We start from the raw sequence: 16,694 nt of genomic DNA on the forward strand, positions 1-16,694 counted from the left end.
CATCACCCCATTTCTATTGGGATTAGCCACCGCATAAACTTTACTGTCTCAACTATTATAGCATATAGACCTAGTTATTTCCTTGGAAATCCAAGCATAACTAGGTCTATTTTTTTTGCCTAAAATAAGAAACCAGGAGGAACTATGAATTTAAAAAAGATCAAGAAAAAGGAGAAAAAAGAGAAACGTCCGAAAGTGAAAAAATTGTCACAACAAAAAGCGAATAAAGTGGTTTTTACTGGCGTTTGTTTGCTAGTGATTGGCTTCAACTATTGAAGTAATTCGAGCAAATGTTGTGACAACTAATTTTGATCAACTATCCAAACAGGTGGGTCAATTAGCTAAGTACAAAAATAAATAAGAAATCTAAGAAGAAGGTTTTATCAAATTATCTTTATAGATATGTAAACGGAAATTCCTATAGAAAATCCAGAAGATCGTTCATTGGCAGAATCAGATGAGCTAACTCTCGAACAAGAGCTATCACTAGATGAGAAAGAGGCGAAAGAGGAGTTTGATGAACCACAGAATCCTGAAGAGATGGATAATCTAAATGTGACCGTGGATAACTTGGAAGAACTTGCATTAACCCAAGCAGGAAAAGCTTATTTTGATCAAGAACAAGATCAAGAATTACTAACGAAGTATGTGCTACCTATGAATCGAATGGAACAATTAGAACCAGATTTTAGAAGTTTGGAAGAATCAGAAAAACTTTTATTTAGTTCAATCGCAGAACAAGAAAATGAGAAAGAGAACACAAAAAATTCCTTCAATTGATATACGCCCTGGTTTAAGCTATACTGTATATACGGTATAACTTAAGGAGGCGTTTAAGATGGAAATCAAGGAAAGAAAAATTAGAAAAAGTGGAAATTCAATCGTTTTGACTTTGTCAAAAGAAGTATTGGAAAAAATTGGTGTAAAAGAAAATGATTTTGTTTATGTAGATGAAGAAAAGTTAATTGAAGCCATCAGTAAAAAAGAGCCAAAATCTTCATACGACTTAAAAATAGACCAATTGATTAATGATTCATTTCATGACTATGAACAGATGTACAAGGAGTTGGCAAACCATTGATCAACTACCTGACAGAAAAAGATATCATAAAAATGAATGTCCACTTAATCAGCTGGCAAACACCAGGTGAAATGACCGGTGTAAGAGATGCAAGTGCATTAGCTATGGCTGTAAACCAGCCGCGTCAGGAAATATTTGGTCAAGAGTTGTACGAAACGATTGAAGAAAAAGCAGCCATCTTAGGAATCAATCTTATTAAGAAACACCCCTTTCAAAATGCAAATAAACGTACCGCTTTTATGGCGATGGATGTCTTTTTACGGTTAAATCAGGTCAAAGTATCCTTTAAACAAAACGAAGCCATTGATTTTGTTGTCAAGATAGCTACGCATGATTCAGAAGATTTTGATCAATTAAAAAGAAGTGTTGTCGACACAATTAATGATCATATGATGAACTAAAAATTTATAATTAAGTGTTTTATAAAAAAGAAAGAAGATTGATGAGGAAATCAGTCTTCTTTTTTTGCGTAACAGAGGTGAAAAATGAAAAAAATTGCGTATTTAATTATAGCTACTTCTTTTCTCATGTTATTTCCATTTCAATTATTCTAATAAACATGTGACTACGCATACTTTTCGCTACACACATATTTCTCTTTTGGCAGAAGCAGGCGTTCCGATCAAAGCGATCATGGAGCGAGTGGGTCATTCCGACATGAAAACAACTTTAGAAATTTATAACCAAGTAACCAATACAACCAAAGAAAAACTAGTCCAAGAAGTCGATTCTTGGATTTTTTAGTGGATTTGTTTGGAAAATACGGTTAGTATGCGTATATGAGAGGTTGTGAAAGCGATGGTATGCTTCAAGAATTAAGAGCGAAAAATCGAAAATAGCTTTCTATATTTTTGAATTTTTTGAGCTTAATTCCGTAGAAGCAATCGCTTGAACACCGTTTAAAGAAGGTCGAAAACAGGTACGACTTTTCGACGTAAGGAGAATTTAGTTGAATGAATGAAACAACCAATCCCGCAGAACAAAAGGTTTCTGCGTATATCCATATCCCGTTTTGTGAGCATATCTGTTATTACTGTGACTTTAATAAAGTATTTTTAGAAGGTCAACCCGTAGATGAATATGTCGAGATGCTTCTAAAAGAAATGGAAATCACACTTGAACAACATCCTGTAAAAGAATTAGAAACACTGTATGTTGGTGGTGGGACACCTACGTCTTTGACTGCAGTGCAATTGGATCGTTTGTTAGCAGGCGCTAGGGAAATATTGCCTTTTAAAGAAGGAAAAGAATTTACGGTTGAAGCGAATCCTGGAGATCTAACGAAAGAAAAGCTTCAGGTCATGAAAAATTATGGAGTGAATCGTTTATCAATGGGGGTGCAAACTTTTGATAATCGGTTGCTGAAAAAAATTGGGCGGAAACATACCGCAGAGGATGTTTACCAAACAATGCGTTTTTTAGAAGAAGAAAACTTTACGAATGTGAGTATTGATCTGATTTATGCGTTACCTGGACAAACGTTAGAGGGCTATCGAGAGACATTGAATCAAGCACTTGCACTTGATTTGCCCCATTATTCATTGTATTCATTGATTTTAGAAAATAAAACGATGTTTATGAATTGGGTGCGGCAAGGGCGTTTAGAACTGCCTGATCAAGAAACCGAAACGCGAATGTTTGAAGAAACCATACAAGCGATGGAAAAAAAGGGACGTCACCAATACGAGATCAGTAATTTTGGGTTGAAGGGCCATGAATCAAAACACAATTTGATGTATTGGAACAATGATCATTATTTCGGCTTTGGCGCAGGTGCAAGTGGATATCTTGGGAATAAACGATACCGTAATAAGGGACCGATCCAACATTATTTACGTCCATTAAGAGCAGGAGAACTCCCTGTTTTGGAAACTGAAGTACTTTTAAGAGAAAATCAAATCGAGGAAGAAATGTTTCTTGGGTTAAGGAAAAAGGTAGGAATTTCCAAACAACATTTTTACGAACGTTATCAGCAAACAATCGAATCGCTTTATTCAAAGGTTTTGACAGATTTAGAAAAAGAGGGATTATTGGTCAATGAATCCGATCGAATTTATTTGACACCAAAGGGAACTTTTCTAGGAAATGAAGTATTTGAACGTTTCTTGCTTGAAAAATAGTTGTGAGAGGTCAATAAAACCTTTAAATTTCTTTATAGATCGATTAAATAATGGAAGGTATTTAGAAACCTATTTATATTCAGTGTTGATCTATCAATGTATTTATCAGAGAATGCCGCTTTTAGCACTCGTTAAATGAGAGTGCTAAAAGTGGTGTTCTTTTTCTTGACACACTATGCGCTTCTTGCTATATTAGTAAGTGGGTTAGCACTTAGAAGATATGAGTGCTAATGAGAGGTGAAGAAGATGTTAACACAAAGACAAAGTGAGATTTTACGTCTGATCATCCAAAACTATACGAGTAGCGGTATACCCGTCGGCTCCAAAACCTTAATGGAAGATGGAGTCAAGGCAAGCTCAGCAACGATCCGTAATGACATGAAAGCCTTAGAAGATGCTGGGTTGTTACTTAAAACTCATTCTTCATCAGGAAGGATTCCTTCAGCATTAGGTTATCGGCATTATGTGGATCATTTGCTAAAACCTGCTCGTGTAACCAATGATGATCTGCAGCAGATTCGGCTGTCTTTAAGCAAAGAATTTCATGAAATTAACGAGATTATTCAACAATCTGCTGAGATTTTATCCGAGCTGACTAGTTACACAACCTTCTCGTTAGGCCCAGAAATTAAAGACCGCCGTTTGACTGGTTTTCGTATCGTTCCTTTAAATAGTCGTCAAGTGATTGCGATTGTAGTAACCGATAAAGGAAATGTAGAAAGCCAAGTTTTTACACTTCCTGAAAATCTAGGAAGCCAAGATTTAGAAAAAATTGTTCGCATTGTCAATGAACGATTGGTGGGAGATCCATTGATGACTGTCTATCATAAATTGCGGACAGAGATTCCAATGATTTTGCATAGATATTTTCAGACAACTGAAGGGATATCAAATCTTTTTGATACGATACTCGGACATGCGTTTGAAGACAAAATTTATGTAAGTGGGCAAATGAATCTACTAGATTATGAACTCCACCAAGATCTGGAGCAGTTCAAATCGATGTTTTCGTTTATGACAGATACTTATGAATTAACCCAAATGATCGTCCCAACGGATAGTAACATCCACATCAAAATTGGATCTGAATTAGGAAATGAGCTTTTACAAAATATGAGCATGATCCAAGCAAGTTACGAGATTGCTGGACACGGTCGAGGTACAATAGCCTTGTTAGGACCAACCAGTATGCCTTATTCAAAAATGCTGGGTCTGGTAGATGTCTATCGTCAAGAATTAGCGAACAAGCTTGCTGATTATTATCGATCAATTGATTTGACTGGATCTTAGCATGAAAACGAATCACTGACTGATTAACGAAAAGGAGTGTGTCTTGTGAAAGAAAAAAAAGAAGAGTTAGAAAAAGACGTAGCGGATATTCAAGAAGATACGGAAATCGATACGGAAGCGACGGAAGACTCAGGTGTCTCTGACGTAGAAGCTGAAGAATTTGAGCGTTTAAATTTAAAGGCTGAAATGGAAGAGTTGGAAGATAAATATTTACGTGCTCGAGCTGAGATTGCAAATATTGCAAATCGAAGTAAAAATGAGCGTGAACAATTACAAAAATATCGTTCACAAGATCTTGCTAAAAAATTATTACCTTCAATTGATAACTTAGAGCGTGCTTTGGCTACAGATGTGGCTGATGATCAGGGTGCAAGTTTGAAAAAAGGTGTCGAAATGGTACTAGAAAGCTTGAAACAAGCACTTAAAGAAGAAGGAATCGAAAAAATCCCAGCAAAAGGAGAGGCTTTTGATCCGAACCTCCATCAAGCTGTACAAACCGTGCCAGCGACTGGGGAACTTCCAGCTGACACAATCGTCGAAGTACTACAAGAAGGTTACAAATTACATGACCGCGTATTAAGACCAACAATGGTTATTGTTGCGCAATAATGTCATGATATAAAATTAACTAAGATAAGGAGACGTTAATTATGAGTAAAATTATCGGTATTGACTTAGGTACAACCAATTCAGCAGTAGCTGTTTTAGAAGGAAACGAAGCAAAAATTATTGCAAATCCAGAAGGTAACCGTACAACTCCTTCTGTTGTCTCATTTAAAAATGGGGAAATTCAAGTGGGTGAAGTTGCTAAACGTCAAGCAGTAACTAATCCAAATACGATTTCATCGATCAAACGCCATATCGGTGAACCAGGCTATAAAGTAGAAGTAGAAGGAAAATCATATACACCACAAGAAATCTCTGCAATGATCCTTCAATATATCAAAGGATTCGCTGAAGACTATCTAGGTGAAAAAGTTGAAAAAGCAGTTATTACTGTGCCTGCTTACTTCAATGATGCACAACGTCAAGCAACAAAAGATGCTGGTAAAATTGCTGGCTTAGAAGTTGAACGTATTGTAAATGAACCAACTGCTGCAGCGCTTGCTTATGGCTTGGATAAAACAGACCGCGATGAAAAAATCCTAGTATTTGACCTTGGTGGTGGTACGTTCGACGTATCTATCCTTGAATTAGGTGATGGCGTATTTGATGTACTATCAACAGCTGGAGATAACCATCTAGGTGGGGATGACTTTGATAACAAAATCATTGATCACATGGTAGCTGAGTTCAAAAAAGAAAACGGCATTGATTTATCACAAGATAAAATGGCATTGCAACGTTTGAAAGATGCTGCAGAAAAAGCGAAAAAAGATTTATCTGGAGTATCAAGCACACAAATCAGCTTACCGTTCATCACAGCTGGCGAAGCAGGTCCTCTTCACTTAGAAATGACATTGACTCGTGCGAAATTTGATGAATTAACCGCTGATTTAGTAGAGCGTACAAAAATTCCAGTACGACAAGCCTTGAAAGATGCTGGTTTATCACAATCTGAAATTGATGAAGTTATCTTAGTTGGTGGTTCAACACGTATTCCTGCAGTTGTTGAAGCAGTAAGAAAAGAAACTGGAAAAGAACCAAACAAATCTGTAAACCCAGATGAAGTAGTAGCGATGGGTGCTGCTATCCAAGGTGGGGTTATCACAGGTGATGTCAAAGACGTTGTGTTACTTGATGTTACTCCGTTATCATTAGGTATTGAAACAATGGGTGGCGTCTTTACTAAATTAATTGATCGAAACACAACGATCCCTACAAGTAAATCACAAGTGTTCTCAACGGCTGCAGATAATCAACCTGCTGTAGATATCCATGTCTTGCAAGGTGAACGTCCGATGGCTGCTGACAACAAAACGTTAGGAAGATTCCAATTAACAGATATTCCTGCAGCACCACGTGGTGTGCCACAAATCGAAGTTACTTTTGACATTGATAAAAATGGTATCGTGAATGTTTCTGCTAAAGACCTAGGTACACAAAAAGAACAAAAAATCACGATTAAATCTTCTTCAGGTCTAACTGATGATGAAATCGAACGCATGGTAAAAGATGCAGAAGCGAATGCAGAAGCAGATAAAGCACGTAAAGAAGAAGTGGATTTACGTAACGATATTGATGCTTTACTATTCTCAGTTGACAAAACACTAAAAGAATTAGAAGGTAAAGTTGACGCAGAAGAAGTGAAAAAAGCGGAAGAAGCTCGCGATGAATTGAAAGCTGCTGTTGAAGCAAACAATATCGAAGAAATGAAAACAAAACGTGATGCATTGAATGAAATCGTGCAAAATTTGACAGTTAAATTGTATGAACAAGCTGCGCAACAACAAGCACAAGAAAATCCAGAAGCAGCGCAAACAGGTGCAGATGATGTAGTAGACGCTGACTTTGAAGAAGTCGACGGAGACGACAAAAAATAATCTCATTAAATAATCGTTAGCTGTTTAGTAGAAATGACAAGTTTCAGTAGAGAAGGTTTTCCCCTTCTCTAGCTGGGACTGTTATCATACAATACAACTTTTTGAATACGTTGTTAAACAATATTAAGCAGGATCTAAAAGACGAGTGAATCGAAGTTTATACAACAATTTACTTTACCATTCGTTTTTAGTGCCAATGCTTGAAAGAAGGTTTAGCAAAAGAGATCAGCTCTAAGAAATAATCCGAAGAATGCGAAAATAGATTCTCATATTTTCGAGATTCTTCGGATTATTTTCCGATAGTGCTACATTTAGAGTGGTCTAAAAGGTTAGTAGGCGTTCACTTTCAAGAATGATGCGCAAAATAGAGACCTTATTGTTTGGAGATTTGATGTGCATGATTATGCCTGTTGAATAACAGAAGTCATAAGAACAATGGGAGAATTTCTTGGACAATAGCTGTTGCTTTGAGGTAGTTCGATCTGGTCATAAGATAAGATTTGAGGAACATTCTTTCTTCAATTTGGAAAACTTGACTTAGGTATGAGCCTTAAACTAGCTTCCTTTTTTAAATACTTGAAAGTAGCAGTTTTTGTTTTCGTAAAAGTATGATATGATAACAAGCGACGTGGAAATGATGAGAACCAATAGGAGGAAAGCCTATGGCAACAAAACGTGATTATTATGAAGTCTTAGGGCTCTCAAAAGGAGCTTCTGAAGATGAAATTAAAAAAGCTTATCGAAAGCTATCAAAAAAATATCATCCAGATATCAATAAAGAAGCTGATGCAGAAGAAAAATTCAAAGAAGTATCAGAAGCTTATGAAATTTTAAGTGACCCGCAAAAACGGGCAGCTTATGATCAATATGGACACGCAGGTACCGATCCAAACTATGGCGCTGGTGGAGCCGGTGGCGGCTTTGGTGGTTTTGGCGGCTTTTCAGGTGGCGGTTTTGGTGGCTTCGAAGATATCTTTGATTCATTCTTTGGCGGTGGCGGTCGTACGGTAGACCCTAATGCGCCAAGACAGGGTGCGGATTTACAGTATACGATCGATCTTTCTTTTGAAGAAGCGATTTTTGGCGTAGAAAAAGAAATCAAGTATAACCGAGAAGAAATTTGTCATACTTGCCATGGAAATGGTGCGAAACCTGGAACACAACCAACAACTTGTCATAAGTGTCATGGATCAGGGACAATCAATGTGGAACGTCAAACGCCACTTGGCCGTGTGATGAGTCGTCAAACTTGTGACGTTTGTCATGGTACTGGTAAAGAAATCAAAGATCCTTGTCCAACTTGTCATGGTTCTGGTCACGAAAAGAAAGCACATTCTGTTAAGGTGAATGTACCAGCAGGTGTAGAAGAAGGACAACAAATGCGTCTGGCAGGTCAAGGTGAAGCTGGAGAAAACGGCGGACCATTTGGTGATCTATATGTTGTATTCCGTGTGGAAGAAAGTGATATTTTCGATCGTGATGGTTCAGAGATCTATTACGAATTGCCATTGAGTTTTGTACAAGCTGCTTTAGGTGATGAAGTAAAAGTGCCAACCGTTCATGGAGATGTCAAACTTAAAATTCCGGCAGGTACGCAAACAGGAACGAATTTCCGTTTACGTGGAAAAGGAGCGCCTAAACTTCGTGGAGGAGCTACTGGGGATCAACATGTGAAAGTGAAGTTGATCACGCCGAAGAACTTAAATGAACAGCAACGTGAAGCATTGCGTGCTTTTGCTGAAGCTGGCGGCATCAAAGTAGAAGAACAACAAGAAGATGGCTTCTTTGATAAAGTGAAAGATGCCTTTGGCGGTAAGAAAAGAAAATAAAAGAAAAGCAAATCAATAAATTCAGTTAGTGTCTCTGGCAGTTAGACCAACATCTAATTGCTGGAGAATCGCCAGCCTCTTATTGATTTGCTTTTTTTATTTAGACAGGAGAAAGTGGCAAACAAATAATTAAAGCAGGGACGAAAGAAGAGGACAAAAAGGAATCAAGTGTTTTTTTGTCAATTTTATAAATGCCTTTAAAATAAAGACCGTTGCAAGGGATAGGCATCCTTTTGCAACGGTCTTTAACAATTTCATCATCTTAAGGTTAAATATCTAGTACTTTATCTAGGAAATCTTTTGTTCGTTCATTTTGTGGATTTTCAAAGATTTGTTGTGGTGTGCCATCTTCTAGGAAATTCCCTCCATCAATAAACATGACACGATTGGCAACTTCTTTAGCAAAGCCCATTTCGTGTGTAACGATAACCATCGTCATCCCTTGCTTAGCTAATTTTTTCATGACGTTCAAGACATCTCCGACCATTTCCGGGTCTAGTGCAGAAGTTGGTTCGTCGAAGAGCATGATATCAGGATTCATCGCTAGAGCACGAGCGATAGCGACCCGTTGCTTTTGTCCACCAGAAAGCATTTCTGGATACATGTCTTTTTTATCTTCTAGGCCGACGGTTTGTAGCAATTTGATTGCTTTCTTTTCAGCGGCTTCTTTTGATTCTTTTTTCAAATCCATAGGTGCTAATGTAATGTTTTCTAGCACTGAAAGATGTGGGAATAGATTAAAATGTTGGAATACCATTCCGATGTGTTGTCTTACCAAATTGATATCGGTGTTTTTGTCCATTAAGTGGGCCCCATCAATGATGATTTCGCCGTCTGAAGGCTCTTCTAAACGGTTTAAACAACGTAGGAAGGTACTTTTTCCTGAACCGGAAGGACCGATGATACAAACAACGTCACCTTCGTTGATTGAAACATTGATATCATTTAAAACGGTATTTTCACCGTATTTTTTTACAAGATGTTCAACTAGAATTTTTTCAGCCATCTTATTTCACCTTCTTTTCTAAAACTTTTGCTAATTTTGTCAGAATAGTAATGAGGATCAAATACATGATAGCAATAATTAGATAGACGTACGTACTTTGTGTCGTACGTGCAACGATAATTTTACCAGTTTGCAGTAACTCTACCACACCGATCGCTGAGATGATTGTTGTATCTTTCAATGAAATAACGAATTGGTTCACGAAAGATGGCAACATGATCTTGATTGCTTGTGGTAAGATGATTTTTTGCATGGTTCGATTATATGAAAGTCCTAAACTGCGAGAAGCTTCCATTTGACCAACTGGCACAGCTTTGATCCCACCACGAACGATTTCTGCGATATAAGCGCTGGCGTTCAAAGTTAGTGTGATAATCCCGGCAATGAAGTCGGGAATAGTAAATCCGACGATACCTGGTAATCCAAAGAAGATGAAGAATGCAAGAACCATCATTGGAATACCGCGGATGACATCGACATAAATACTTGCAATTGTTCGTAGGGCTCTGATTGGCGCTACGCTGAATAAACCAAAGATAACACCAACAACTAATGCCAAGGCGAATGAAATTAAAGTTAATAAGATCGTTTGCCATAAACCTTTTAGTAAAACTTTGTAGTTGTTTTGTAATAGACCAGTTAGTGTAGATTCATCTTTGCTGGCTTTAGTAGGCGTATTATCTGTTGAGATATATTTGTTGATGATTTTATCGTATTCGCCAGTTCGTTTTAATTCTTTTAGACCTTCGTTGAACATTTGTAATAGTTCAGGATTTTGGCCTTTTTTCACAGCAAAAGCGTATTTACCACCAGATTCTTTAGCAATCGGTGTTTCTAATTGTTGATTGTTTTTAATTGCATAGCCGATAACAGGGTAGTCGTCCATCATGGCGTCAATTGCGCCAACTCTCAATCCGTCATATAACTGATCTGCAGAATCGAAGTACTTGATGGTATAGCCGTACTGGTCTTCGTGGGCATTTAAAAAATCAGCACTTTCAGTTCCAACTTTGGCACCTACTGTTTTTCCTTTTAGGTCTTCATAGGACTTGATTGAATTGTCTCCTTTTTTGACAGCGATTTGAATCCCGCTTTCAAAATAAGGATCTGAGAAATCATAGCTTTTTTTTCGTTCATCGGTCACAGTCATTCCTGCGATCATTCCATCTGCTTGACCAGATTCTAACGCTTGTAGCGCAGCAGAGAAACCACGATAATCCATACGTAGGTTAAATCCTTGCAGTTTGGAGATTGCCTCCATTAATCCAACATCAATTCCCTCGTATTTGCCTTCAGCGTTTTGAAACTCGAAAGGTGCAAAAGCTGAATCGCTGGCAATGACATACGTCTCTTTCTTAGGTTCTATTTTTTGCATCGTCTCGCTCGTACTTGAGTCAGCAGTAGTTTTATCGTCAGCTTGTACAGGATTGCTAAGCGCAAATGTGACAAGTCCTGTCATTATGAAAATAATCGTATGAAGCAAATGCTTTTTTTTCATAATTAACCTCCTAAAATTTCAATAACTTTTCATATTTTCCTATTATATGCGAAAACTAATAATAGATACAAGCTGAGTTGCTGAAAAAAATAAAAAAAATGTCATTTTGTAACAATCTATGTTATAAAATGTAACATAATAAATGTAGAGAGGAATCTGACGTAAGATAAATAATTACTTAAGGGACATTATTGATATATAATTTTGCTGCCTAATTTACTACATAATACATGTATGAATTTATATAATATAGTAGAAAAGAAAAAAACTCAAAAGTAGCGAAAGTATGTTCGGTGTGGTATAATAAATCAACAAGGAATGCCTTTGCTTTCCTTTTCTTTTTTGTGGTCGTAAAATGAAGAGGAAAGAATGAAAAGGAGGATGAAATATGATAGAAAGAGATACCTCCCGACACTTTGAGTTGGTGTCAAAATATCAACCAGCAGGAGATCAACCCGAAGCCATTACACAGTTAGTTGATGGGGTAGTTGGTGGAAAGAAAGCTCAGATACTTTTAGGAGCAACTGGTACAGGGAAGACGTACACCGTTTCGAATTTGATTGAAAAAGTGAATAAGCCAACATTGATTATTGCCCACAATAAAACATTAGCTGGACAATTATATGGGGAGTTCAAAGAATTTTTCCCCAATAATGCAGTTGAATATTTTGTATCTTATTACGATTATTATCAACCTGAAGCTTATGTCCCTTCAAGTGATACTTACATTGAAAAGGATTCTAGTGTCAATGATGAAATTGATAAATTACGACATTCGGCAACCAGTTCGTTATTAGAACGAAATGACGTGATCGTGATTGCTTCTGTTTCTTGCATCTTTGGTTTGGGTTCACCTTTTGAGTATCAAAAACAAGTCGTTTCAATTAGACAAGGAGCTGAGCTTGATCGTAATCAATTGATTCGTGATTTAGTTAGTATCCAATTTGAGCGCAACGATATTGATTTTCAACGTGGTCGTTTTCGAGTACGTGGGGACGTTGTGGAGATTTTCCCAGCCAGTCGGGATGAACGTGCGTTGCGTGTTGAATTTTTTGGTGATGAGGTCGAAAGGATTCGTGAAGTCAATGCGTTGACTGGTGAGGTCTTGGGAGAAACTGAGCATGTGGCGATATTTCCAGCGACTCACTTTGTTACAAATGATGAACACATGGAACATGCGGTTGCAAATATCAAAGCGGAACTGGAACAACGTTTGACAGTTTTGCGGAATGAGAATAAATTGTTAGAGGCTCAACGGCTAGAACAACGAACGAACTATGATATTGAAATGATGTTAGAGATGGGTTATACATCTGGAATCGAAAATTATTCGCGACACATGGATGGTCGAAAAGAAGGTGAGCCACCATACACATTACTTGATTTCTTTCCCGAAGATTCATTAATGATTATTGATGAATCGCATGTGACAATGCCGCAAATTCGGGGAATGTACAATGGTGACCGCGCAAGAAAACAGATGTTAGTCGATTATGGTTTTCGTTTACCATCGGCATTAGACAATCGTCCGTTACGATTAGAAGAGTTTGAAAAGCACGTGAATCAAATCGTTTATGTATCTGCTACGCCTGGTCCATATGAGTATGAACAAACGGATACAGTGATTCAACAGATCATCCGACCAACTGGTCTACTAGATCCAATCATCGAAGTGCGGCCGATCATGGGTCAAATTGATGATCTGGTAGGAGAAATCAATGAACGAGTTGAAAAAGATCAGCGCGTGTTTGTAACTACATTGACAAAGAAAATGTCTGAAGATTTGACTGATTATTTTAAAGAATTAGGAATCAAAGTCAAATATCTGCATAGTGATATCAAAACATTAGAGCGTACCGAAATCATTCGTGATCTTCGTTTAGGTGAATTCGATGTACTTGTAGGAATCAACTTGTTACGTGAGGGACTTGATGTACCGGAAGTTTCGCTAGTAGCGATTTTGGATGCAGATAAAGAAGGCTTTTTACGGAGCGAACGTTCTTTAGTACAGACGATTGGACGTGCAGCACGGAATGCAGAAGGAAAAGTGATTATGTATGCGGACAAAGTGACTGATTCGATGCGCAAGGCTATCGATGAAACTGCTAGACGACGTAGTATCCAAGAACAATATAATCAAGAGCATGGTATCGTGCCGAAAACGATCATCAAAGAGATCCGTGATTTGATTTCCATCACGAAAGAATCCGAAGATGATGCAAAAGAAACGGTTCAAGTATCCTATGAAGAAATGACAAGAGAAGAAAAAGCTACATTATTAATGAAATTAGAAAAAGAAATGAAAGATGCTGCTAAAGCATTAGATTTCGAGACAGCCGCAAATGTACGGGATATGATTCTTGAACTAAAGGCGTCAGAGTAGGGGGATTATATGGCAAATGATAAAATAATTATCCATGGTGCAAGAGCCCACAATTTAAAAAACATCAATGTGACAATTCCGCGAGATAAATTTGTGGTGGTCACTGGATTATCTGGTTCTGGGAAAAGTTCGTTAGCATTCGATACATTATACGCAGAAGGACAAAGAAGATATGTCGAAAGTCTTTCTGCTTATGCACGGCAATTTTTAGGGCAAATGGATAAACCGGATGTTGATAGTATTGATGGGCTAAGTCCAGCAATTTCAATTGATCAAAAAACAACTAGTAAAAACCCTCGTTCAACAGTAGGAACTGTCACAGAAATCAATGATTATCTCCGATTGCTGTTTGCACGTGTGGGGCATCCTATCTGTCCGAATGATCACATTGAGATCACCAGCCAATCTATTGATCAAATGGCTGATAAAGTTTTAGAATTACCTGAACGGACTAAGATTCAAGTTCTTGCGCCGATCATTGTCAAGAAAAAAGGCCAACATAAAAAAGTTTTTGAACGTATTCAAAAAGAAGGATACGTACGTGTTCGAGTGGATGGAGAAATCTATGACTTAAGTGAAGTACCAGAATTAGAAAAAAATAAAAAGCATGATATCGCAATTGTCATAGACCGTGTCATCATAAAAGAAGGAATCCGTTCACGTTTGTTTGATTCAATCGAAGCTGCCTTGCGTTTAGCAGAAGGCTATGTTTTGATTGATGTCATCGGAGAAGAGGAAATGCTGTTTAGCGAGCATTACGCTTGTCCTTATTGTGGCTTTACTGTTGGTGAATTGGAACCAAGACTGTTTTCTTTCAATGCGCCATTTGGTGCTTGTCCTGATTGTGATGGTCTTGGTGTCAAATTAGAAGTGGACCAAGATTTAGTGATACCTGATCGTACGAAGACGTTGAGTCAAGGAGCTATCGTCCCTTGGAATCCAATCAGTTCACAATACTATCCACAGATGCTGGCTCAAGCCTGTGAAAGTTATGGGATTGATATGGAGACGCCTTTTGAAGAGTTGCCACTTGAACATCAAGAAATCGTGCTCAATGGGACAGACGAGCTGTTCCATTTCCACTATGAGAATGATTTCGGTGGTGTTCGTGATGTTGAAACAACTTTTGAAGGGGTATTGAAAAACATTAAGCGTCGGTACCATGATACAAACAGTGATTTCACAAGAGAGCAAATGAGACAATATATGACTGAATTGACTTGTCAAACTTGTCATGGGTATCGTTTGAATCCTCAAGCTTTATCCGTTCAAATCAATGGGACGAATATTGGACAAACGAACGAGTTGTCTATCCAAAAAGCGGTCAACTTCTTTTCAAATTTGACCCTTTCAGACCAAGAAAAAGTAATAGCTAAACCGATTTTAAAAGAAGTGAATGATCGACTTTCATTTTTAGAAAATGTTGGTCTCGATTATTTAACGCTGAGTCGTGCATCAGGAACTCTTTCAGGAGGAGAAGCACAGCGGATCCGTTTGGCCACTCAAATTGGCTCGAATCTCTCAGGGGTTCTTTATATTTTAGATGAGCCTTCTATCGGACTCCACCAACGAGACAACGATCGGTTGATCGGTTCATTGAAGAAAATGCGTGATCTGGGGAATACATTAGTCGTGGTCGAGCATGATGAAGATACGATGCGTGCGGCAGATTATTTGATTGATGTGGGCCCTGGTGCGGGGCATCAAGGAGGAGAAATCGTTTCAGCTGGCACGCCAGCGGAAGTTGCTGCTGATGAAGATTCTTTGACTGGACAATATCTATCCGGTAAAAAGAGTATCCCAGTTCCAACTGAACGACGAAAAGGGAATGGACAAGCTATCAAAATCACTGGGGCAACGGAAAATAATTTGAAAAATATTTCAGTGGAATTTCCTTTAGGTGAATTTGTTGCGGTGACTGGTGTGTCTGGTTCAGGTAAGAGTACATTGGTCAATAGTATCCTAAAACGAGCTCTTGCACAAAAAATCAACCGTAATTCAGCAAAACCTGGTAAATTCAAATCAATTTCCGGTTATGAAAGTATTGAAAAAATCATTGATATCGATCAAAGTCCGATTGGACGCACACCACGAAGCAATCCTGCGACATATACTAGTGTATTTGATGATATTAGAGATTTATTTGCACAAACAAATGAAGCTAAAATGCGTGGGTATAAAAAAGGCCGTTTTAGTTTCAACGTTAAAGGTGGACGTTGTGAAGCCTGCCGAGGCGATGGAATTATTAAGATTGAAATGCACTTTCTACCTGATGTTTACGTTCCTTGTGAAGTTTGTCATGGGAAGCGATATAATTCTGAAACGCTAGAAGTTCATTATAAAGGAAAAAGTATTGCAGATATTTTAGAAATGACGGTTGAAGATGCCGTTGAATTTTTCCAACCAATCCCTAAGATTCATCGAAAACTTCAAACCATTGTCGATGTTGGTCTAGGCTACGTTACGATGGGGCAACCAGCTACAACATTATCTGGTGGGGAAGCACAGCGGATGAAACTCGCTAGTGAATTACACAAAATAGCGAATGGTAAGAACTTTTATATTTTGGATGAACCAACGACTGGTTTGCATACAGATGATATTGCCCGGCTACTTGATGTCTTGCAACGTTTAGTAGATGCAGGGAATACGGTATTAGTGATCGAGCATAACCTTGATGTTATTAAAACCGCTGATCATATTATTGATCTTGGACCAGAAGGCGGGGAAGGTGGCGGTACGATTTTAGCCACTGGTACACCTGAAGAAATCATTGAGGTGAAAGAGAGTTATACTGGTCGATACTTAAAAAAAATCATGAATGGTGAAAACCAACTGGATAGTTAAAAAAAAATTAAAATCAAGTATCTATTCTTGTTTTATTGACCAGTATAGACTAAAATACGAAACATGGTAGTTCTTTCTACACTAATTGGTATAGATAAAAACTTCCTATAAGTTCAATCCGTTCAAAAAAGAATTGAGCAATCGGAGGAGATTCCTT

13 protein-coding genes and 1 pseudogene are annotated in these 16,694 nt (G+C 37.9%); 12 read left to right on the forward strand and 2 right to left on the reverse strand.

What is annotated here, in order from left to right; translation table 11 throughout:
• Positions 1–144: 144 nt before the first annotated feature.
• The 10 genes and pseudogenes from AB3I12_RS00265 to dnaJ all read left to right on the forward strand — a co-directional run bounded on the left by AB3I12_RS00265 (position 145) and on the right by dnaJ (position 8,803).
• Complete coding sequence (locus AB3I12_RS00265; protein ID WP_256991307.1) at positions 145–276, forward strand: hypothetical protein; 132 nt, start codon at positions 145–147, stop codon at positions 274–276.
• Positions 277–444: 168 nt separating this feature from the next.
• The gene (locus tag AB3I12_RS00270; protein ID WP_053766767.1) at positions 445–780 is read left to right on the forward strand and encodes a hypothetical protein; all 336 of its coding nucleotides are present in this window, start codon (positions 445–447) and stop codon (positions 778–780) included.
• 58 nt (positions 781–838) lie between these two features.
• Positions 839–1,081, forward strand: a complete 243-nt coding sequence (locus AB3I12_RS00275; RefSeq protein ID WP_063627226.1) for an addiction module antitoxin — start codon at positions 839–841, stop codon at positions 1,079–1,081.
• Positions 1,081–1,482, forward strand: a complete 402-nt coding sequence (locus AB3I12_RS00280) for a type II toxin-antitoxin system death-on-curing family toxin (protein ID WP_053766865.1) — start codon at positions 1,081–1,083, stop codon at positions 1,480–1,482. Before AB3I12_RS00275 ends, AB3I12_RS00280 begins: the two co-directional genes overlap by 1 nt.
• A 154-nt stretch (positions 1,483–1,636) precedes the next feature.
• Positions 1,637–1,825, forward strand: a pseudogene (locus AB3I12_RS00285) (tyrosine-type recombinase/integrase); the annotation flags it as partial.
• A gap of 209 nt (positions 1,826–2,034) precedes the next feature.
• On the forward strand, positions 2,035–3,201 hold the full coding sequence (gene hemW, locus AB3I12_RS00290; RefSeq protein WP_063627225.1) for a radical SAM family heme chaperone HemW: 1,167 nt from the start codon (positions 2,035–2,037) through the stop codon (positions 3,199–3,201).
• Positions 3,202–3,447: 246 nt separating this feature from the next.
• On the forward strand, positions 3,448–4,491 hold the full coding sequence (hrcA, locus tag AB3I12_RS00295; RefSeq protein WP_010718939.1) for a heat-inducible transcriptional repressor HrcA: 1,044 nt from the start codon (positions 3,448–3,450) through the stop codon (positions 4,489–4,491).
• 45 nt (positions 4,492–4,536) lie between these two features.
• Complete coding sequence (gene grpE / locus AB3I12_RS00300) at positions 4,537–5,100, forward strand: nucleotide exchange factor GrpE (RefSeq protein ID WP_063627224.1); 564 nt, start codon at positions 4,537–4,539, stop codon at positions 5,098–5,100.
• 41 nt (positions 5,101–5,141) lie between these two features.
• A complete protein-coding gene (gene dnaK / locus AB3I12_RS00305) occupies positions 5,142–6,974 on the forward strand; it encodes a molecular chaperone DnaK (protein WP_010718941.1) in 1,833 nt (610 codons plus the stop codon).
• A 662-nt stretch (positions 6,975–7,636) separates the two neighbouring features.
• Positions 7,637–8,803, forward strand: coding sequence for a molecular chaperone DnaJ (dnaJ, locus tag AB3I12_RS00310; protein ID WP_010718942.1), 1,167 nt, complete (start codon positions 7,637–7,639; stop codon positions 8,801–8,803).
• Between the two features lie 268 nt (positions 8,804–9,071).
• On the opposite strand, the gene AB3I12_RS00315 is transcribed toward dnaJ, so the two are convergent.
• Together AB3I12_RS00315 and AB3I12_RS00320 are read right to left on the reverse strand one after the other, a co-directional pair.
• Positions 9,072–9,809 (reverse strand): amino acid ABC transporter ATP-binding protein, encoded by a 738-nt coding sequence (locus AB3I12_RS00315; protein ID WP_010718943.1) that lies wholly within the window; start codon positions 9,807–9,809, stop codon positions 9,072–9,074.
• Position 9,810: 1 nt separating this feature from the next.
• Positions 9,811–11,307 carry an amino acid ABC transporter substrate-binding protein/permease gene (locus AB3I12_RS00320; RefSeq protein WP_010737741.1) on the reverse strand — a complete coding sequence of 499 codons (1,497 nt, stop codon included), beginning with the start codon at positions 11,305–11,307 and terminating at the stop codon, positions 9,811–9,813.
• 388 nt (positions 11,308–11,695) lie between these two features.
• Here AB3I12_RS00320 and uvrB point away from each other — a divergent pair, with 388 nt between their 5' ends.
• Together uvrB and uvrA are read left to right on the forward strand one after the other, a co-directional pair.
• Entirely contained in the window at positions 11,696–13,690 is a 1,995-nt protein-coding gene (gene uvrB / locus AB3I12_RS00325) for an excinuclease ABC subunit UvrB (protein ID WP_034698271.1), read from the forward strand.
• A 9-nt stretch (positions 13,691–13,699) separates the two neighbouring features.
• Positions 13,700–16,537, forward strand: a complete 2,838-nt coding sequence (gene uvrA / locus AB3I12_RS00330) for an excinuclease ABC subunit UvrA (protein ID WP_010737739.1) — start codon at positions 13,700–13,702, stop codon at positions 16,535–16,537.
• Positions 16,538–16,694: the final 157 nt, after the last annotated feature.

Source organism: Enterococcus sp. C65, assembly GCF_040887165.1.
Lineage (GTDB): Bacteria > Bacillota > Bacilli > Lactobacillales > Enterococcaceae > Enterococcus_B > Enterococcus_B hirae.